Origin of the sequence: Streptomyces sp. DT190, assembly GCF_049846985.1 — a bacterium.
In the GTDB taxonomy this organism is placed as follows: domain Bacteria; phylum Actinomycetota; class Actinomycetes; order Streptomycetales; family Streptomycetaceae; genus Streptomyces.
In genome coordinates, this window is the sequence record NZ_JBNCNM010000002.1 from 215,513 (window position 1) to 235,997 (window position 20,485).

At 69.8% G+C, this 20,485-nt stretch carries 16 protein-coding genes; 11 read left to right on the top strand and 5 right to left on the bottom strand.

Annotated features, from left to right (window positions below):
• Positions 1-748: 748 nt before the first annotated feature.
• From ACPXCS_RS04440 to ACPXCS_RS04455, 4 genes are all read left to right on the top strand, one after another.
• Entirely contained in the window at positions 749-1,423 is a 675-nt protein-coding gene (locus ACPXCS_RS04440) for a helix-turn-helix transcriptional regulator (protein ID WP_425944346.1), read from the top strand.
• Positions 1,424-1,467: 44 nt separating this feature from the next.
• Positions 1,468-2,550 (top strand): inositol-3-phosphate synthase, encoded by a 1,083-nt coding sequence (locus ACPXCS_RS04445; RefSeq protein WP_425944344.1) that lies wholly within the window; start codon positions 1,468-1,470, stop codon positions 2,548-2,550.
• 89 nt (positions 2,551-2,639) lie between these two features.
• Positions 2,640-3,917, top strand: a complete 1,278-nt coding sequence (locus ACPXCS_RS04450; RefSeq protein ID WP_425944342.1) for an MFS transporter — start codon at positions 2,640-2,642, stop codon at positions 3,915-3,917.
• A gap of 110 nt (positions 3,918-4,027) precedes the next feature.
• On the top strand, positions 4,028-4,540 hold the full coding sequence (locus ACPXCS_RS04455; protein ID WP_425944340.1) for an LppU/SCO3897 family protein: 513 nt from the start codon (positions 4,028-4,030) through the stop codon (positions 4,538-4,540).
• Between the two features lie 101 nt (positions 4,541-4,641).
• On the opposite strand, the gene ACPXCS_RS04460 is transcribed toward ACPXCS_RS04455, so the two are convergent.
• Positions 4,642-6,084, bottom strand: a complete 1,443-nt coding sequence (locus ACPXCS_RS04460) for a CCA tRNA nucleotidyltransferase (RefSeq protein ID WP_425944338.1) — start codon at positions 6,082-6,084, stop codon at positions 4,642-4,644.
• Positions 6,085-6,339: 255 nt separating this feature from the next.
• Here ACPXCS_RS04460 and ACPXCS_RS04465 point away from each other — a divergent pair, with 255 nt between their 5' ends.
• The 7 genes from ACPXCS_RS04465 (at position 6,340) to trxA (ending at position 16,239) form a co-directional block, all read left to right on the top strand.
• Positions 6,340-8,748, top strand: coding sequence for a DUF6049 family protein (locus tag ACPXCS_RS04465; protein WP_425944336.1), 2,409 nt, complete (start codon positions 6,340-6,342; stop codon positions 8,746-8,748).
• A 43-nt stretch (positions 8,749-8,791) separates the two neighbouring features.
• Complete coding sequence (gene murJ, locus ACPXCS_RS04470) at positions 8,792-11,068, top strand: murein biosynthesis integral membrane protein MurJ (protein WP_425944334.1); 2,277 nt, start codon at positions 8,792-8,794, stop codon at positions 11,066-11,068.
• 140 nt (positions 11,069-11,208) lie between these two features.
• Positions 11,209-12,927 (top strand): protein kinase family protein, encoded by a 1,719-nt coding sequence (locus tag ACPXCS_RS04475; protein WP_425944332.1) that lies wholly within the window; start codon positions 11,209-11,211, stop codon positions 12,925-12,927.
• Between the two features lie 25 nt (positions 12,928-12,952).
• On the top strand, positions 12,953-13,672 hold the full coding sequence (sigM, locus tag ACPXCS_RS04480; RefSeq protein WP_425944330.1) for an RNA polymerase sigma factor SigM: 720 nt from the start codon (positions 12,953-12,955) through the stop codon (positions 13,670-13,672).
• Positions 13,669-14,727, top strand: a complete 1,059-nt coding sequence (locus ACPXCS_RS04485) for a hypothetical protein (RefSeq protein ID WP_425944328.1) — start codon at positions 13,669-13,671, stop codon at positions 14,725-14,727. Before sigM ends, ACPXCS_RS04485 begins: the two co-directional genes overlap by 4 nt.
• Positions 14,728-14,893: 166 nt before the next feature.
• Positions 14,894-15,862: a thioredoxin-disulfide reductase gene (trxB, locus tag ACPXCS_RS04490; protein ID WP_425944326.1), complete on the top strand. Its 969-nt coding sequence runs from the start codon at positions 14,894-14,896 to the stop codon at positions 15,860-15,862.
• A 44-nt stretch (positions 15,863-15,906) separates the two neighbouring features.
• The gene (gene trxA / locus ACPXCS_RS04495) at positions 15,907-16,239 is read left to right on the top strand and encodes a thioredoxin (RefSeq protein ID WP_030847066.1); all 333 of its coding nucleotides are present in this window, start codon (positions 15,907-15,909) and stop codon (positions 16,237-16,239) included.
• 95 nt (positions 16,240-16,334) lie between these two features.
• Here the strand turns inward: trxA and ACPXCS_RS04500 are convergent, their stop codons facing one another.
• From ACPXCS_RS04500 to rsmG, 4 genes are all read right to left on the bottom strand, one after another.
• Positions 16,335-16,952, bottom strand: a complete 618-nt coding sequence (locus ACPXCS_RS04500) for a GNAT family N-acetyltransferase (RefSeq protein WP_425944323.1) — start codon at positions 16,950-16,952, stop codon at positions 16,335-16,337.
• A 320-nt stretch (positions 16,953-17,272) separates the two neighbouring features.
• A complete protein-coding gene (locus ACPXCS_RS04505; RefSeq protein ID WP_425944321.1) occupies positions 17,273-18,370 on the bottom strand; it encodes a ParB/RepB/Spo0J family partition protein in 1,098 nt (365 codons plus the stop codon).
• Positions 18,367-19,443: a ParA family protein gene (locus tag ACPXCS_RS04510; protein ID WP_425944528.1), complete on the bottom strand. Its 1,077-nt coding sequence runs from the start codon at positions 19,441-19,443 to the stop codon at positions 18,367-18,369. Before ACPXCS_RS04510 ends, ACPXCS_RS04505 begins: the two co-directional genes overlap by 4 nt.
• A gap of 265 nt (positions 19,444-19,708) precedes the next feature.
• Complete coding sequence (rsmG, locus tag ACPXCS_RS04515; RefSeq protein WP_425944319.1) at positions 19,709-20,425, bottom strand: 16S rRNA (guanine(527)-N(7))-methyltransferase RsmG; 717 nt, start codon at positions 20,423-20,425, stop codon at positions 19,709-19,711.
• Positions 20,426-20,485: the final 60 nt, after the last annotated feature.

Below are 20,485 nucleotides of genomic sequence, written 5' to 3' on the forward strand. Positions count from 1 at the left end.
TCTTGTCGGACATGCCGGTCGCGCGGCCGCGGCCGGCGGCGGCCGCTCCGGCGGCGCCCATGGCGGCGCCACGCCGGCCGCCTCGCGGCGGTTCGGCCGCTCTCCTGCGGCCGCCCCCACTCCTCTGCGCCGCACGCCGGGCCTCGGCACGGCCGCCGTACGAACGCTCCTCACCCCCCGAGCCGTAGGAGTCCGACCCATAGGAGTCGGACGGAGACCCGGTGGCGCCTCGCGGTGCCGCTCGGCGGCCGGAGGACGAGCCGGACTGGCCGCGTCGGGCCGCGGCACGTCCGCCTCCCTGCGGCTGCGGCGGTTTGCGACGGTGCTCGCTCATCGAACGACTACTCCTCGGGCAGGCGCACCCGTGCGCGCCTGGAAACGGCGGCTGGTTTCCGGTCCCCCCGAAGTACGGATGCGGCCGGCTCCGCATTCATCGGTCCCGCATGCACCCGTACTACACCGAAGACCACGACGCTCTCGGGGGTCACTTGGTTCCCGGTGATGTGCATGGCGCACAGACTACGCACCGCCAAAACCTGCCGAGCCCCGAAGTTCACCTCAAATCAGGCAACTCGCGTCCGATGAATCGGTGATGTGATCCCGTTCACCACACCCCCTCTTGTCGCATCCGGAAGGCCGTTCTATCGTCGTGATGTATCGAGTCGATACATCAGCTCGACACATCGCCCCGAGACATCGGAGCGATACACCGACGGAGACCCGCACACCGGGCGGAGAGGAGGCGACGATGAGCCGGCGTTCCGGCATCCTCGAGTTCGCCGTACTCGGCCTGCTCCGCGAGTCCCCGATGCACGGTTACGAGCTGCGCAAACGCCTCAACACGTCGCTGGGCGTGTTCCGTGCGTTCAGTTACGGGACGCTCTACCCCTGCCTCAAGACGCTGGTCGCCAACGGCTGGTTGATCGAGGAACCGGGGAACGAGTCCGAGGCCGTGCCCCTCACCGGCCGCCGCGCCAAGATCGTCTACCGGTTGACGGCGGAGGGTAAGGAGCACTTCGAGCAGTTGCTCTCGCAGACGGGGCCCGACGCGTACGAGGACGAGACCTTCGCCGCCCGTTTCGCTTTCTTCGGGCAGACCTCACGCGATGTGCGCATGCGCGTACTGGAGGGCCGCCGCAGCCGGCTGGAGGAGCGCCTGGAGAAGATGCGCGCCTCCCTGGCCCGGACCCGTGAGCGGCTCGACGACTACACGCTCGAACTTCAGCGCCACGGGATGGAGTCCGTGGAGCGCGAGGTGCGCTGGCTGAACGAGCTCATCGAGAGCGAGCGGGCGGGGCGGGACCTCAAGGGCCCCGCCTCAGGGGAGCCCGCTTCGCGTGACACCACATCTGGAGCGTCGGGCGGCCTGCCCCGGCCGGGGGACGACCCCCGTCCGGATACGCCCGACGACACCGCCACGTGAGAGCCCGTCGCGGGCCTCACTCGTACACACAGGGAGCAACCGGAATGGGTTCGGTTCGCGTAGCCATCGTCGGCGTCGGCAACTGCGCCGCGTCGCTGGTGCAGGGAGTCGAGTACTACAAGGACGCCGACCCGGCGGCCAGGGTGCCGGGCCTGATGCACGTCCAGTTCGGCGACTACCACGTCCGTGACGTCGAGTTCGTCGCCGCCTTCGACGTGGACGCCAAGAAGGTCGGTCTCGACCTGGCGGACGCCATCGGCGCCTCCGAGAACAACACCATCAAGATCTGCGACGTCCCCCGCACCGGCGTGACGGTCCAGCGCGGCCACACCCTCGACGGCCTCGGCCGCTACTACCGCGAGACCATCGAGGAGTCCGCCGAGGAGCCCGTCGACGTCGTCCAGGTCCTCAAGGACCAGCGGGTCGACGTCCTCGTCTGCTACCTGCCCGTCGGCTCCGAGGACGCGGCGAAGTTCTACGCCCAGTGCGCCATCGACGCCAAGGTCGCCTTCGTCAACGCCCTCCCGGTCTTCATCGCCGGCACCAAGGAGTGGGCGGACAAGTTCACCGAGGCGGGCGTCCCGATCGTCGGCGACGACATCAAGTCGCAGGTCGGCGCCACGATCACGCACCGCGTGATGGCGAAGCTGTTCGAGGACCGGGGCGTCATCCTGGACCGCACGATGCAGCTGAACGTCGGCGGCAACATGGACTTCAAGAACATGCTCGAGCGCGACCGCCTCGAGTCGAAGAAGATCTCCAAGACGCAGGCCGTCACCTCCCAGATCCGCGACCGCGACCTGGGCGAGGGCAACGTCCACATCGGCCCGTCCGACTACGTCGCCTGGCTGGACGACCGCAAGTGGGCCTACGTCCGCCTGGAGGGCCGCGCCTTCGGTGACGTCCCGCTGAACCTGGAGTACAAGCTCGAGGTCTGGGACTCCCCGAACTCCGCCGGCGTCATCATCGACGCCCTGCGCGCCGCGAAGATCGCCAAGGACCGCGGCATCGGCGGCCCGATCCTGTCGGCGTCGAGCTACTTCATGAAGTCCCCGCCCGTGCAGTACTTCGACGACGAGGCCCGCGAGAACGTCGAGAAGTTCATCGCGGGTGAGGTCGAGCGCTGACGCGCCACCACCGGTCGCTCCTGCCAGGGCTGTGAGGGTCCCCGGGTCGTATGGCCCGGGGACCCTCCCCGTATGTGAGGCTGGGCCCCATGGCCGTCGTCCGTGACCTGCGGGTACTCCTGCGCTTCCAGGGCTTCCGGCGCCTGCTCGCCGTCCGCCTGCTCTCCCAGGGAGCGGACGGCGTGTACCAGGTCGCGCTCGCCGCCTACGTCGTCTTCTCACCGGAACGGCAGACCTCAGCGGCCGCGATCGCCTCCGCGATGGCCGTCCTGCTGCTCCCGTACTCACTCGTCGGCCCCTTCGCCGGGGTCCTGCTCGACCGCTGGCGACGCCGCCAAGTCCTGCTCCACGGCAGCCTGCTGCGCGCTCTGCTGGCCTGCGCGACGGCCCTGCTCATACTCAGTCCGGCACCGGACTGGCTCTTCTACGTCTCCGCCCTGTGCGTCACCGCCGTGAACCGCTTCGTCCTCTCCGGCCTGTCCGCCGCCCTGCCGCGCGTCGTGGACGCCGACCGCCTGGTCCTCGCCAACTCCCTGTCCCCGACCGCCGGGACGCTGGCCGCCACCGCGGGCGGCGGCCTCGCCTTCGTGGTCCGCCTGGTGGTCGCGGACTCCGACGCGGCCGTGGTGCTCGTGGCGGCCGGGCTGTACCTGTGCGCGGCCCTGGCGACGCTGAGCATGGCGCGGGACCTCCTCGGCCCGGACCGGAGCACGGCGCACGTGCGGATCGGCACGGCACTCAGCAGCACGGTGCGCGAACTCGCGGCAGGCGTACGGCACCTGGCGGCGCCGGAACGCCGGGAAGCCGCCTGGGCGCTCGCTGCGATGTCCCTGATGCGGTTCTGCTACGGCGCCCTGCTCGTCATGCTGCTGATGCTCTGCCGGTACGCGCTCACCTCCACCACGGACGACGGACTCGCCTTGCTGGGACTGGCGTTGGGTGTCTCGGGTGCCGGATTCTTCGCGGCGGCGGTGGTGACGCCCTGGACGGCGGGGCGGCTCGGACCGGGCCGCTGGATCGTCGTGTGCGCCGGTGCCGCCGCCGTGCTGGAGCCCGCTCTCGGGCTGCCGTTCGCCACGGTGCCCCTGCTGGTCGCGGCGTTCGTCCTGGGTCTGACCACCCAGGGCGCGAAGATCGCAACGGACACCGTCGTCCAGTCCTGCGTGGAGGACGGCTTCCGTGGCCGGATCTTCTCCGTTTACGACGTCCTTTTCAACGTCTTCTTCGTCGGTGCGGCCGCCGTGGCCGCCCTGATGCTGCCGCCGGACGGCCGATCCGTGCCCCTGGTGATCACGATCGCCGTTATCTACGCGGCAGTAGCAGCTGCTATGGCCCGGTTTGGCCGTGAGTCAGTGTCACATCAATGACACAGAGCCACTCCTGACTACTGCCTTGTCAGTGGGGACCGCTACCTTACGTGGGTCTTATCTCGCGACATGTTCGCGTCACTCATCCATGTTTTTAGGGGGACCCCCAAGTGTCTACTCCGCCGCCCCAGGGCAACCCGTTCGCGCAGAACCAGCCCGCGGGTCAGCCCCAGGCTCCGTACCCGCCGCAGGACGGCTACCCCCAGCAGCCGGGCCAGCCCGGTGTCCCGGCCCAGGGCGGCGCTCCCTACGCCCCGGTTCCGCCGCAGCCGTCCGGCCGCAAGCTCAGCTTCAAGACCATCAAGAACATCGTGATCGTCGTCGCGGTGGCGGGTATCGCCATCGGCGGCTGGATCACCAGCCGGGACGACGCGAACACGGCGTCTGTCGGCGACTGCATGCACCGCGGCAGCACCAACGACAACAACCCGGACCTTGAGGTCGTCGAGTGCAGCGACGCCAAGGCCCAGTTCAAGGTGCTGGCCAAGATCGAGGGCTCCTACATGACGGAGACCCTGGCGTCGAGCAAGTGCGAGGCCGAGGCCAAGGACTTCCAGTACACGTACACCGAGAGCGGTGACGGCAAGGACTTCCTGCTCTGCCTGCAGGACTACAAGAAGTAACGCGGACGCGGAGAGGGGCGGTGTTTCACGTGAAACACCGCCCCTTGGTCTGTCCGGAGCGGGGTCATGTTTCACGTGAAACATGACCCCGCTCCACCGACTCAGCCCTCCTGCTCGGCCCACCACTCCTTGAGCACCGCGACCGCCGCGTCATGCTCCATCGGCCCGTTCTCCAGCCGCATCTCCAGCATGTGCTGGTAGGCGCGGCCGACGACCGGGCCGGGGCCGACGCCCAGGATCTCCATGATCTGGTTGCCGTCGAGGTCGGGACGGATGGAGTCCAGCTCCTCCTGCTCCTGCAGCCGGGCGATGCGCTCCTCCAGCCCGTCGTACGCCCGGGACAGCGCCGCCGCCTTGCGCTTGTTGCGGGTGGTGCAGTCCGAGCGGGTCAGCTTGTGGAGGCGGTCGAGGAGCGGGCCGGCGTCACGGACGTAGCGGCGGACCGCGGAGTCCGTCCACTCTCCGGTGCCGTAGCCGTGGAAACGCAGGTGGAGCTCGACCAGGCGGGAGACGTCCTTCACCAGCTCGTTGGAGTACTTGAGCGCGGTCATGCGCTTCTTGGTCATCTTCGCCCCGACCACCTCGTGGTGGTGGAAGGAGACCCGGCCGTCCTTCTCGAAGCGCCGGGTGCGCGGCTTGCCGATGTCGTGCAGCAGGGCGGCCAGCCGCAACGTCAGGTCGGGCCCCTCCTCCAGGGCCATCGCCTGCTCCAGCACGATCAGCGTGTGGTCGTAGACGTCCTTGTGGCGGTGGTGCTCGTCACGCTCCAGACGCAGGGCCGGCAGTTCGGGCAGCACGCGGTCGGCGAGGCCGGTGTCCACGAGCAGCGACAGGCCCTTGCGCGGGTGCGGGGAGAGGATCAGCTTGTTCAACTCGTCCCGGACCCGCTCGGCCGAGACGATCTCGATCCGTCCGGCCATCTCGCCCATCGCGGCGACGACCTCGGGAGCGACCTCGAAATCAAGCTGAGCCGCGAAGCGCGCGGCCCGCATCATCCGCAGCGGGTCGTCCGAGAACGATTCCTCCGGGGTACCCGGGGTGCGCAGGACACGCGCCGCGAGATCCTCCAGGCCTCCGTGCGGATCGATGAACTCCTTCTCCGGCAGCGCGACGGCCATCGCGTTGACGGTGAAGTCACGGCGGACGAGGTCCTCCTCGATCGAGTCGCCGTACGACACCTCGGGCTTGCGCGAGGTCCTGTCGTAGGCCTCCGACCGGTAGGTGGTCACCTCGATCTGGTAGCCGTCCTTGTGGGCGCCGACCGTACCGAAAGCGATCCCGACCTCCCAGACGGCGTCCGCCCAGGGCCGCACGATCTTGAGCACGTCCTGGGGGCGGGCATCGGTCGTGAAGTCCAGATCGTTGCCGAGCCGGCCCAGCAGCGCGTCCCGGACCGAGCCGCCGACCAGGGCGAGTGAGAACCCGGCCTCCTGGAAGCGGCGGGCGAGGTCGTCGGCGACAGGAGCGACCCGCAGCAGTTCACTCACCGCGCGATGCTGCACCTGGCTCAGGACACTGGACGTTTCTTCGTTGGCGTTCGGCACAACAGAAGAGGGTACGTGGCCCGGGCGCCCCGCAGCCTCCCGTATAACGGTGCGGACACGTCCCTGCATACCCGCACAAGGGCGCTCATGAGCGGTAAAGAACCGCTCCCCTCCATAGGTCCCCATACCGGGCGGCAGAGCCCGAGTCCGCGATCTTGTGGGACGGACCGCGGCACTTCCCCTCAGCGCACATCGTTACCATGCGTGGACGCACATTCCGACGACCGCTGACGACGACGAGGGACGGACGATCGCGTGGCCGACGCGGCAGACTTCCAGGGGACCAGTGCCTCACCTGCCCGCCGGTGGCTGCGGCGCACCGGGGCACTGCTCGCCGGTGCGCCCCTGCTGGCCGGACTCCTCCAGCTGCCCGGCGCGACCCCGGCGGACGCGGCGGGCCAGGAGGCCCCCCAGGCTGTCCCCGGCACGGGCTCGGTCTCCGTAGCGGTCGACTCGCTCACCCCCAGCGCCCCCACCGACGGGGACACGGTGACGGTGTCGGGCACGGTCACCAACAACGGCAAGCAGACGGTCACCGACGCCCACGTCGATCTGCGGGTGGGCCCCCAGGTCGAGACCCGCTCGTCCATCGACACCCTGGCCAAGAAGAGCAACGCCCTCCAGGGTTCCGTCGGCGAGGAGGTCGGCGGCAAGTACTCCGAGAAGTTCCCCAAGCTCACCCCCGGCGTGGCGGAGCCCTTCACGATCTCCGTGCCGGTGGACGAGCTGGACCTCGGCGGGGACGGCGTCTACCAGCTGGGCGTCGCTCTCTCCGGAGAGACCGCGGCGCAGCCCTGGGACCAGGTTCTCGGCATCCAGCGCACGTTCCTGCCGTGGCAGCCGGAGGAAGCCGGCACGAAGACGAAGACGACGTTCCTGTGGCCGCTCGTCTCCAGCTCGCACATGGCGGCCGAGACGGGTTCGAACGAGCAGCAGACGCCGGTCTTCCGCGACGAGGAACTCGCCGAGGAGATCGCCCCGGGCGGCCGCCTCGCCCAGATGGTGGCGCTGGGCAAGGGCCTCGACGTCACCTGGGTGGTCGACCCGGACCTGCTGGCGTCCGTGGACGCCATGACGGGGAGCTACGAAGTCAGCGCGGCGGACGGCACCACCACCCCGGGCGGGAACCAGGCCCTCGCGAAGCGGTGGCTGACCGAGCTCCAGCAGGCGGTCGCCGGCAAAGAGGTCGTCGCCCTGCCGTTCGGCGACCCCGACCTGGCCTCCCTCGCCCACAACGGCACGAACGTCACCGGCTCGCTGAGCCACCTCAAGGAAGCCACCGACGTCGTCGACGACACGGTGGAGACGATCCTCCATGTGAAGCCGAACACGGACTTCGCCTGGCCCGTCGACGGCGCCGTCGACCCGTCGATCGTGAAGGTCGCCACGTCCGCGGGGGCCGACAAGGTGATCGTCCGCGGCGACAGCCTCCAGGACAACCTGTCCTACACGCCCTCCGCGGCCCGGCCCATCGGGGGCGGCACCACGGCGGTCGTGGCGGACGCCAGGATGTCCACGCCTTTCCAGGGCGACCTGGCGAAGGCCTCCACCGCCACGCTCGCCGTCCAGCGGTTCCTCGCCCAGAGCCTCACGCTGGGCCTGCAGACCGGCAAGCAGCGCAGCGTCGTCGTGGCCCCGCAGCGGATGCCCTCCGTCAGCCAGGCCCGGACCATGTCCGAGGCCCTGGCAGCCCTGCAGGACGGGAACTGGTCCGAGGCGCAGGACCTCGCCGACGCGGCCAAGGCCAAGCCCGACCCCGCGGCGAACACGAGGGTGCCGTCCGCGGCCACCTACCCGCGCGCGCTGCGCGGGCAGGAGCTGCCGCGGGACGCGTTCGAGCAGATCGCCACCACCCAGGGCAAGCTCGACAAGTTCAAGGTGATCCTCACCCGCCAGTCCCGCGTCGTGACCCCGTTCGGACGGGCCATGAACCGCGAGATGTCCACGTCCTGGCGCGGCCGGGGCGTCGCGGCGGCGGGCTACCGCGACGGCATCGAGTCCTACCTCGACGGGCTCATCGACGGGGTCAAGCTGATCCAGAAGACGGAGACCAAGCTCTCCGGCCGCAGCGCCACGATCCCCGTGACCGTCCAGAACAACCTGGTGCAGGGCGTGGAGCACCTGAAACTGCGGCTCACGTCCACGAACCCGACCCGACTCAAGATCGACGGCGCCGCCTACGAGGAGCAGCCCGTCGCGGTCAACGGCGGCCACAGCCAGTCGGTGAAGTTCACCACGTCCGCCAACGCCAACGGACGGGCCGAGGTGGTCGCCCAGCTCTACACGGAGGACGGCCGGCCCTACGGCGACCCCGTCACCTTCGACGTGCGGGTCACCGAGGTCACGCCCACCGTGATGCTGGTCATCGGCGGCGGCTTCCTGCTGCTGGTCCTGGCCGGCTTCCGCATGTACACCCAGCGCAAGCGCGCCGCCGCCCGCGAAGCCGCCGAGCCGGACGAGGCCGTCGAGTCCGAGGAGGGCGCCGGCGACCCGCGGGAACCGGCCGGCGCTCCGCAGAACCCGCACACCGCCGGCGACCGTCTCACGGAGGAGTCCGCTGCCGGCTCCCGGGCAGACACCCCGGAGCAGCCGAGTGACCCGGCCCCGGACACCGCAGCCGAAAGCGCCGACCCGTCCGGCACGGGTGAGAGAGTGGACCGTTGAGATGTCGTGGCCGGTGGGCCGGGGACGATGAGGTGGGGTAACCATGAACGCGCCGTACGACGGTGACCGCGGCCGTGCCGCGGGGAGCCCGGGCCACCCCGAGTCGGGCGGGCCCGAGGGCTCGCCGGCCGAGCACGGCCAGGTACCGCCGCAGCCGCCCGCGGACATGTACCTCCAGGACGCCTACGCCCCGGACCCCTACCAGGCACACGACCTCTCCGCCCAGGACCCGGTGGCCGAGGCGCTCTACGACCGCGCCGCCCACCCGCCGCCCGCCCCGGGCACCTACCAGCCCCAGCAGCAGCTGTACGCCCAGCCGCCGCAGTCGCCGTACGCGCCCGACCCGCGGGTGTGGGCCCAGACGCCCGCCCCCGAGCCGGAGGGCCCCACGCGGCACCTTCCGTACGGCGACGACCCCCGCACCACCCAGTTCGTCGGCGTGGACGACCTCGTCTCCCAGGCGGGTGAGCCGCGCCAGGAGCCGGACGCGTTCGCGCACCTCTTCCGGGACCAGCAGCAGAGCAGCGGTCACCCGTCGTACGAGTCGGCCTCGGTGCCCGGTCAGTTCCCGGCGCCCGCGGCGCAGGGGCAGTACCCGTACCCGGCACCCGAGCAGACCGCCGCGATGGCGCCCGTGACGGACGAGCCCCCGGCCCGGGAGCCCGCCCCCGCACCCGCTCCGAAGAAGACCGGCCGCGCAGCGGGGCTGATGAAGTCCAGCGCCGTGATGGCGGCGGGCACGATGGTCTCCCGCCTCACCGGCTTCGTCCGCTCCGCGCTGATCGTCTCGGCCCTGGGCGTCGGCCTTCTCGGTGACACCTTCCAGGTCGCCTACCAGCTGCCGACCATGATCTACATCCTCACCGTCGGCGGCGGTCTCAACTCCGTGTTCGTACCGCAGCTGGTGCGCGCCATGAAGAACGACGAGGACGGCGGCGAGGCCTACGCCAACCGTCTGCTGACCCTGGTCATCGTCACGCTCGGCGGGCTCACCGCGCTCTCGGTGCTCGGCGCGCCGCTGCTGATCCGCGTGCTGTCCAACGGGGTCGCCAGCGATCCGGCAGCGAACCAGGTCGCCATCACCTTCGCCCAGTTCTTCCTGCCCACGATCTTCTTCATGGGCATTCACGTGGTGATGGGCCAGATCCTCAACGCGCGCGGCAAGTTCGGCGCGATGATGTGGACCCCGGTCCTGAACAACATCGTCATCATCGTGACGCTGGGCATGTTCATCTACGTCTACGGCACCGCGGCCGACTCGGGGATGAAGGTCACCACCATCCCGCCGGAGGGCCAGCGTCTGCTCGGCGTCGGTGTCCTGCTCGGCCTCGTCGTCCAGGCGCTGGCGATGATCCCCTACCTGCGGGAGACCGGCTTCCGGCTGCGGCTGCGCTTCGACTGGAAGGGCCAGGGCCTCGGCAAGGCCGTCACGCTCGCCAAGTGGACCGTACTGTTCGTCCTCGCCAACCAGGCGGGCGCGATGATCGTCATCCAGCTGTCCACCGCGGCGGGCAAGTCCTCGCCCGTCGACGGCACCGGCTTCGCCGCCTACGCCAACGCACAGCTGATCTGGGGCCTTCCCCAGGCCATCATCACGGTCTCCCTCATGGCCGCCCTGCTGCCGCGCCTGTCGCGCTCGGCGGCCGAGGGCGACGGCGGCGCGGTCCGCGACGACATCTCGCAGGGCCTGCGCAACACGGCCGTCGCAATCGTGCCGATCGCCTTCGGTTTCCTCTCGCTCGGCATCCCGATGTGCACCCTGATGTTCGGCTCCTCGGGCACCAGCGAGGCGACCAACATGGGCTACATGCTGATGGCGTTCGGCCTCGGCCTGATCCCGTACTCCGTGCAGTACGTGGTCCTGCGCGCCTTCTACGCCTACGAGGACACCCGAACTCCCTTCTACAACACGGTCATCGTGGCCGCGGTCAACGCCGGCGCCTCGGCGGTCTGCTACTTCGTCATCCCGTCCCGCTGGGCCGTGGTCGGCATGGCCGCCTCCTACGGACTGGCCTACGCGATCGGCGTCGGTGTCGCCTGGCGCCGGCTGCGCAAGCGGCTGGGCGGTGACCTCGACGGCGCCCGTGTCCTGCGGACCTACGCACGGCTGTGCATCGCGTCGGTCCCGGCCGCCCTGCTCAGCGGCGCGGCCGTCTACGGCATCGGCCACACGCTCGGCCAGGGTGTCGCGGGCTCGCTCCTCGCGGTGTTCGCCGGCGGTGCCGTGCTGCTCGGAGTCTTCTTCGTCGCGGCCCGCCGCATGCGCATCGAGGAACTCAACTCGCTGGTCGGCATGGTCCGCGGACGCCTGGGGCGCTGAGTCGGGGGGTAGGCGCACAACCATCGTCAGCCACCGCGTGTCGTGCATAGCGGCGGACTGTGGGCACAATTGGTTTCGGCTTCGGACGGCGCGCAACGGATGCCGGCCGGCGCGCAATGGATGGGGAGGCAGGGACGACGGTGGCGGAACGGAGTACGGCTGCCGTCGACGTGGCAGACAACAGCGGCGAGGCGTCGCTGACCGCACAGGCGGACCAGTCCACGGCCGACGGGGTGGCCAAGAACCGGGAGCGGGACACGGACAGCGACGAGGTACAGGAGAGCACCGGGACCGATGGTTCCGGCAGGACCTCGACGCCTGAACTGCACAGTGGCCACAAGCTCGCCAGACGCTACCGTCTCGAGGAGTGCGTCACCCGTCTGGACGGTTTCAGCAGTTGGCGTGCCGTGGACGAGAAGCTCCGCCGCGCCGTCGGCGTGCACATCCTGCCCGCCGACCACGCGCGGGCCCGGTCCGTCCTGGCCGCCGCCCGTTCCTCCGCGCTGCTCGGTGACCCCCGCTTCGTCCAGGTGCTGGACGCCGTGGAGGAGAACGACCTCGTCTACGTGGTCCACGAGTGGCTCCCGGACGCGACGGAACTGACCACGCTCCTCGCCTCCGGGCCGCTGGAGCCGTACGACGCCTATCAGATGGTCAGCCAGGTCTCCGCCGCCATGGCCGCCGCCCACCGTGAGGGCCTGGCCCATCTGCGACTGAACCCCAACGCCGTCCTGCGCGCCTCCACGGGCCAGTGGCGCATCCGCGGCCTCGCCGTGAACGCCGCGCTGCGCGGTGTCTCGTCCGACACCCCGCAGCGCACCGACACCGAGGCCATCGGGGCCCTGCTGTACGCGGCGCTGACCCAGCGCTGGCCGTACGAGAGCGACGCCTACGGGCTGTCGGGGCTTCCGAAGGACATCGGCCTCATCGCCCCGGACCAGGTGCGGGCCGGAGTGCACCGCGGCCTGTCCGAGCTCTCCATGCGTGCCCTCGCCAACGACGGTGCCACCGCCTCCCGGCACGAGTCGCCGTGCACCACGCCGGAGGAGCTCGTGAAGGCGATCGGCGAGATGCCCCGCATCCGCCCGCCGGAGCCGGCGTTCACCGCCCCGCCCGAGTACCAGCGCACGACGTACCAGCAGGGCACGTACGGCCGTCAGACGGCCCGCCCCGGTGCCCCCCAGCCGATCGCGGCCCCGCCGCCCCCGCTGCAGAGCCGCACCGGCAAGGCCCTGAAGTGGGCCGTGTCCGCCCTCCTGATCGCCGCGCTGGGCCTCGGCAGCTGGCAGCTTGCCGACGCCCTCATGGACCAGGGCGGCAAGGCGGACGACCCGACCAAGACGCAGACCAACGAGGGCGGCGACAAGAACAAGAACCGTCCGGCCCCGAAGCCGATCGCGATCAAGGGTTCCCAGGAGTACGTGGCCAAGGGCGAGGCGCAGCACGCCGCCGACGTCGGCAAGACCTACGACGGCGACACCTCCACCGGCTGGCGGACCAACAGCTACCTCGACGGTCCGCAGATGGTGATAAAGCCGGGTGTCGGCATCGTCTACGACCTCGGGTCCGAGCAGCAGGTCTCGGCGGCGACCCTGTCCCTGCGGTACGGCGGTGACCACACCACGGTCGAGCTGTACGCGACCGGCTCCCCCGGTTCCTCCACTCCGCTGAGCGCCATGAAGAAGCTCGGCGAGGCGACGTCGAGCAGCACCTCCGCGAAGGTCACCGTCGACAAGCCCGTCAAGAGCCGGTACGTGCTGGTCTGGCTGACGGCACTGCCGTACTCGGGCGCCGACCCGTCCAACTTCAGCGACCCGGGATACAAGCAGGCCATCACCGAAGTGAAGTTCACGGGCTGAGAGCCGACCGAGGGGAGGGGGTCCGATGGGGGACAGCGCCGAGCACAGCGGTGCAACGGATCAGGATCTCCTCGCCCGGCATGTCGAGGGCGACCCCGACGCCTTCGCCGAGATCGTCCGGCGGCACCGCGACCGGCTCTGGGCCGTCGCCCTGCGCACGCTGGGGGACCGCGAGGAGGCCGCTGACGCGGTCCAGGACGCCCTCGTCTCCGCCTACCGGGCCGCCCACACCTTCCGGGGCCAGTCGGCCGTCACGACCTGGCTGCACAGGATCACGGTGAACGCCTGCCTGGACCGGGCACGGAAGGTGGCCTCGCGCAAGACCTCCCCCGTCGACGACACCGAGCGGCTCGAGCAGCTGCTGGAACCGCACGAGTCGGCCTCGGCCCCCGCCGAGCGCAACGACCTCCACCGGCAGCTCGTCGAGGCGCTGGGCACACTGCCGGCCGACCAGCGCGCCGCGCTCGTCCTGGTGGACATGCAGGGCTACCCCGTCGCGGAGGCGGCCCGGATCCTCGATGTGCCGACCGGCACGGTCAAAAGCCGGTGCGCACGCGGCAGAGCCAGACTCCTGCCGCTGCTCACCCACCTCCGGCCGGACGGCAGCGGCAAGAAGACGGGCGCGGAACGGAACCGGACGCCGGATTCGTCCGTCCCACCCGCAGCGGGACCGTGTCCAGCGGAACCGCCGGACACAGGACCGAGCGACCCAGCCGTAGTGAAGGGCGGAGGTGGACGAGCGTGACGTCGACGACCGACATGGCCGGGCACCCGGACGTCGCGGAGATCTCCGACCTCGCCGAGGGCCTCCTCCCACCGGCCCGGAGCAGCGACCTGCGGCGGCACCTCGACTCGTGCGAGCTCTGCTCGGACGTGTACACCTCCCTGGAAGAGATCCGCGGGCTGCTCGGCACCCTGCCCGGGCCGCCGCGCATGCCCGCCGAGGTCGCAGGCCGCATCGATGCCGCTCTCGCCGCCGAGGCGCTGCTGACGGCCACCCGCCCCGAGGAGATCTCGGAGAACCCGGTCGCGCCCGCGAGTGCTCCCGGCTCGCAGAGCGGCTCGGCACCCGGCTCCGGCCCCGATGTCGAGTCCGGCCCCGAGGGTGAATCCGGCCCCGAGCGTGAATCCGGCTCCGAGGTTGAAGCCGGCTCCGACGCCGGTTCCGGCGCCGACTCCGAGGACGACAGCCGTACGCATGTTTCACGTGAAACATCGACACCCGCCGACCGGCCCTCCGGACGTCCTCGCTCCTCCACCACCGGCCCGGGACGCAAGGGACGCACGCGGAACGGACGCCGCAGGATCGCCGTCCTGGGCACCGTCTTCACCGTCGCCGCCCTCGGCCTGGGATCCGTCCTGCTGTCGTCTCTCGGTGACGGCCAGCCCGCACGCGACACGGCAGAGGGCCGGCAGACCGACTCCGCGGACACCTTCTCCGAAGGGAAGCTGCAGAGCCGGGTCTCCGACCTTCTCGCCGGGAACAAGAGCGAGACGAAGGAAGGCGGCGGCACGAACAGTCCCTTCGGCGCGGCGACCGCCCCGGGCTCCGACGACCACCGGGTCTTCAAGGCGGTCGTGGTACCCGCCTGCGTGCGTGACGGCATCGGGCGAGAGGACAACGCCCTCGCCGTCGAGAACGGCAGGTATGAGGGGAAGAGGGCCATGCTCGTGCTGCTTCCCGATGCTGCCGACCCGACCCGCGTCACCGCCTACATCGTCGACGCGACCTGCGTGGATCAGAAGGACACCGCCGCCCAGGGCAAGGTCCTGTTGGAACGCAGCTACCCGTCTCCCTGAGCCGGCACCTCCTCGTCGCCCCACGCGCCATCCGGTAGGGGGCGCATCTCCGTGTGCCCGGACACAGCGGGAATGCACGCCCCTTAGGATCCGTTGGGTGGGGTGAGAGCTCCGAAAGAAGCTCGCCCCGGTCGAACGACGCAGTCCAGAGACGAGGAATCTAGCCGTGAGCGACGTCCGTAACGTGATCATCATCGGCTCCGGGCCCGCCGGTTACACGGCGGCGCTGTACACCGCACGCGCGTCGCTGAAGCCCCTGGTGTTCGAGGGCGCGGTGACCGCGGGTGGTGCGCTCATGAACACCACCGACGTCGAGAACTTCCCGGGCTTCCAGGACGGCATCATGGGCCCCGAGCTCATGGACAACATGCGGGCCCAGGCGGAGCGCTTCGGCGCCGAGCTCGTTCCTGACGACGTGGTGGCCGTCGACCTGACCGGTGAGATCAAGACCGTCACGGACACCGCCGGCACCGTCCACCGGGCCAAGGCCGTCATCGTGACGACCGGGTCGCAGCACCGCAAGCTCGGCCTGCCCAACGAGGACGCCCTCTCCGGCCGTGGCGTGTCGTGGTGTGCCACCTGTGACGGGTTCTTCTTCAAGGACCAGGACATCGCCGTGATCGGTGGTGGTGACACCGCGATGGAGGAGGCGACCTTCCTCTCGCGGTTCGCCAAGTCCGTCACCGTCGTCCACCGCCGGGACACCCTGCGTGCCTCCAAGGCCATGCAGGAGCGCGCCTTCGCCGACCCGAAGATCTCGTTCGTGTGGGACAGCGAGGTCGCCGAGATCCAGGGCGACCCCAAGCTCTCCGGGCTGAAGCTGCGCAACCTCAAGACCGGCGAGCTTTCGGACCTTGCGGTGACCGGTCTGTTCATCGCCATCGGCCACGACCCCCGCACCGAGCTCTTCAAGGGTCAGCTCGACCTGGACGAAGAGGGCTACCTGAAGGTGAGCGCGCCGTCGACGCGCACGAACCTGCCGGGTGTCTTCGCTGCCGGCGACGTCGTGGACCACACCTACCGGCAGGCGATCACGGCGGCCGGGACCGGCTGCTCCGCCGCTCTCGACGCCGAGCGCTTCCTGGCCGCCCTCGCGGACGAGGAGCAGCCGGAGCCCGAGAAGACCGCTGTCTGACCCCTCCCTACCCGCCCCGCGCACCAACAGTTAAGGAGCCCGCCGTGGCCGGCACCCTGAAGAATGTGACCGACGATTCCTTCGAGCAGGACGTCCTCAAGAGTGACAAGCCCGTCCTGGTGGACTTCTGGGCCGCCTGGTGCGGCCCGTGCCGCCAGATCGCCCCCTCCCTCGAGGCCATCGCCTCCGAGTACGGCGACAAGATCGAGATCGTCAAGCTGAACATCGACGAGAACCCGGGTACGGCCGCCAAGTACGGCGTCATGTCCATCCCGACCCTGAACGTCTACCAGGGCGGCGAGGTCGCCAAGACCATCGTGGGTGCCAAGCCGAAGGCCGCGATCGTGCGCGACCTGGAGGAGTTCATCGCCGAGTGAGCCAGCTGAGCCGCCACCTCGGCGGTGCATGTTTCACGTGAAACACGAATGGGCCAACCCGGAAGGGTTGGCCCATTCGTTTGTGTGCCGGACCGCTACAGCGGCCTCAGCGCCGGTTCCTTCTGGACGGCTCCCAGAAGCCGGTCGAGCGCCATCTCGACGTCTTCCTTCCAGGAGAGCGTGGACCGCAGCTCCAGTCTCAGCCGGGGGTGGGTGGGATGCTGCCGAACCGTCTTGAAGCCCACCGCCAGGAGATGATCGGCGGGCAGGACACAGGCCGGCTCCTTCCAGCGCGCATCTCCGAACGCCTCGATCGCCTTGAAGCCACGCCGCAGCAGATCCTTCGCCACCGTCTGCACCATCACCCGGCCCAGCCCCTGCCCCTGGTAGCCCGGCACGATGAACGCGGTCATCAGCTGGACGGCGTCCGGGGAGACCGGGCTCGTGGGGAACGCCGTGGAGCGGGGGACATAGGCGGGAGGGGCGTAGAGCACGAAGCCCACCGGAACGTCGTCGACGTAGACGACCCGGCCGCAGGAGCCCCAGTCCAGCAGCACCGCTGAGATCCACGACTCCTTCTCCAGGTCGGACGTGCCCGCCTTTACCGCTGCCTCACCGCTGACCGGGTCGAGCTCCCAGAAGACACACGAGCGGCAGCGCTGGGGAAGGTCCTGGAGGTTGTCCAGCGTGAGGGGTACAAGCCGACGGCCCATGAAGGCTGTTCCTCGCTTCCTTCGCCCGCCGCATCGCGGGCGGCTGTCAGAGCACTCCGTTCCCTGAGGAGGCTGCCGATGTACCCACCGACGGCCCCCAGCCCCAAACCGGCGCTCACCAGTCCGGTGCGGCTCATCGTTCGCATGGCCCCTGCCTCGCTCTCGGAGGTGCTGCCGGGTGGTCGCGCCGTACCCGAACGCATCGTATCCACGATGCGATTCCATCAAAACCGCCAGAAAGGAAAGAGCGGGCCACGTTCCGGTACACACCGGACACGGCCCGCTCCGTCGGTTGCACAGTCGAGACTCCTTCCGGAGACTCAGGACTCGCCTTCCTCGGAGTCGCCCTCCAGGAGACTCTTCTGCAGAACCGGTCCCTCGCCGGGGGCGAGAGAACCGAGGATCCGCTCAAGGTCCTCCATCGAGGCGAACTCGACGGTGATCTTGCCCTTCTTCTGTCCCAGGTCGACCTTCACCCGCGTCTCGAAACGGTCTGAGAGCCGCATGGCGAGATCGGAGAGCGCGGGAGAGACCCTGCCCCCGGCGCGCGGTCCCTTGGGGCGCTGAGCCTTCTGAGGCCGCGATCCCATAAGGGTCACGATCTCCTCGACGGCACGCACCGAGAGTCCTTCGGCGACGATGCGGTGAGCCAGCTTGTCCTGCTCCTCCGAGTCCTCGACGGACAGCAGAGCCCGAGCATGACCGGCGGAGAGCACCCCCGCGGCGACCCGGCGCTGCACAGCCGGCGAGAGCTTCAGCAGCCGCAGGGTGTTGGAGACCTGTGGACGGGAACGGCCGATGCGGTCCGCCAGCTGATCGTGCGTGCAGTTGAAGTCCCTGAGCAACTGGTCGTAGGCAGCGGCCTCTTCCAGCGGGTTCAGCTGAGCCCGGTGCAGGTTCTCCAGCAGGGCGTCCAGAAGGAGCTTCTCGTCCTCCGTGGCCCGCACGATCGCAGGGATCGCCTCAAGGCCCGCCTCGCGGCAGGCCCGCCAGCGACGCTCGCCCATGATGAGCTCGTAGCGGGTGGGACCCACCTGCCGTACGACGACCGGCTGGAGGAGCCCCACTTCCTTGATGGAGGTGATGAGCTCGGACAGCGCGTCCTCGTCGAAGACCTCGCGCGGCTGCCGAGGGTTGGGCGTGATCGCATCGAGCGGGATCTCGGCGAAGTGCGCACCGATCGGTGCCGCGGGAGCGGGCGCACTGGGCTGCGCCGGCTCCTCCGTTTCACGTGAAACAGGCGGCAGCGTCGCCACCTTCGCTGCGGCCACTCCCCGTTCACTGGGCAGCGTGGGCACTGCCGCAGGGGATGCGGAAGCGGCGCCCCCCACCGCGGCCTGGGCCACCGACTTCTCGGTCGGGGCGGCAGGGATCAGTGCGCCGAGACCACGGCCCAGCCCCCTCCGTCGCTCGCTCACTGGATGCCCTCCACCATGCTCGGGTCGTTCTGCTGTGCGCCGATGTGGGCGTGTGTGGCGTCATAGCTGATGCCCACGCCCTTCAGTGCGATTTCTCGTGCCGCCTCAAGATAAGAGAGGGCACCACTCGATCCTGGATCGTAAGTCAGGACCGTCTGTCCGTAGCTCGGCGCCTCGGAGATACGGACGGACCGGGGGATGCTGGTCCGCAGTACCTCGTCGCCGAAGTGGGTCCGTACCTCTTCGGCGACCTGGGACGCCAGGCGCGTCCGGCCGTCGTACATGGTGAGCAGGATGGTCGAGACGTGCAGGGTGGGGTTGAGGTGCCCCCGCACGAGGTCGACGTTGCGCAGCAACTGGCCCAGACCCTCCAGCGCGTAGTACTCGCACTGGATCGGAATCAGGACCTCCTGGCCCGCCACCAAGGCGTTGACCGTCAGGAGTCCGAGCGAGGGCGGGCAGTCGATGAGGATGTAGTCCAGCGGCTGCTCGTACGCCTGGATGGCGCGCTGCAGCCTGCTCTCCCGTGCCACCAGGGACACCAGCTCGATCTCCGCACCGGCGAGATCGATCGTGGCGGGGGCGCAGAAGAGGCCTTCGACATCGGGGACCGGCTGGACGACCTCGGAGAGCGGCTTGCTCTCCACCAACACGTCGTAGATGGACGGAACTTCGGCGTGATGGTCGATCCCCAGTGCGGTGGACGCGTTCCCTTGGGGGTCGAGGTCGACCACGAGGACCCGGCCGCCGTGCAGAGCCAGCGACGCGGCCAGGTTGACGGTCGTCGTCGTCTTGCCCACACCGCCCTTCTGGTTGGCGACCACGATGATGCGGGTCTGCTCGGGTCGCGGCAGGCCCTCGCCGGCCCGGCCCAGAGCCTCCACCGCCAATTGGGCAGCACGACCGATGGGAGTGTCGTCCATCGGAGGCGGTGTTTCACGTGAAACATCCGCCCCCATCGACTCGGTACGGGGACCGGGGACCGGATCGGTCATCGGTCCCGCGATGTTGGCGTCGGACCGCAAGGATTCACTCTCCTCGACTTCAGGCTCGCAATGAACAGAGCCTCCCATGCCTTCGGGGTCGTGAACCAGTGAGGCCTGGCGTTCTGTGGAGAAATCCACCTCTGTGGACAACTCGGCTCCCTCATCGAGTGAACCGAGGGGCTTACGGTCGCGGGGTTCGGCCGCAGCGCGGCCACGACTGATGATGCCGTGCAGCAGTGAGCGACGTTTCACGTGAAACACGATGCAGGGCAGCCGTGGCCGAGCAGCCGCGACACTCCGGCATGCGTAGGTTTGGCAGCTTGTGTGGAGTACGTCTCGTCCGCAGGACGGATCAGCGTCGCCGTCGGGCGCGACCCGCGCGGGCCGCCTTGGCCCGCTTCGCGGCGAAGCGCACGCCGCCCGGGCTCTCCCCGACCTCGACCCGCACGACGGTGGACATGGGATCCACCACACCCTGGCCCACGTGCAGGATGGAGGTCTCCACGGCTCCGAGCTTGCTCAGGGCCGCCGAGGCGCTCTTCAGCTCCTCCTCGGCCGCGTCGCCCTTCAGCGCCAGCATCTCTCCGTACGGGCGCAGCAGCGGGATACCCCAGGTGGCAAGACGATCGAGGGGCGCGACGGCTCGGGCGGTCACCACATGGACGGGCTGGACCTTCCCCATGACCTCCTCGGCCCGGCCGCGCACGACCGTCACATGATCGAGGCCGAGCAGCTCGACGACCTCGGTGAGGAAGTTGGTGCGCCGCAGCAGCGGCTCCAGCAGGGTGATCTTGAGGTCCTCCCGGACCAGCGCCAGTGGAATGCCCGGAAGGCCGGCACCGGAGCCGACATCGCACACCGTCACACCCTCGGGTACGACCTCGGAGAGCACCGCGCAGTTCAGCAGGTGCCTCTCCCACAGGCGGGGCACTTCGCGTGGACCGATGAGACCGCGCTGCACGCCCGCCTCAGCGAGCAGCTCGGCGTACCGCACCGCATCCGCGAAGCGGTCACCGAACACCTCGCGCGCCTGCTCGGGCGCGGGGGGAAGCTCCGCTGCCTCCGTCACGGGGGGACCGTCCTTCCGTACCGCGTCGGCGCACTCGGCGCCGACATCAGAACCACAGAA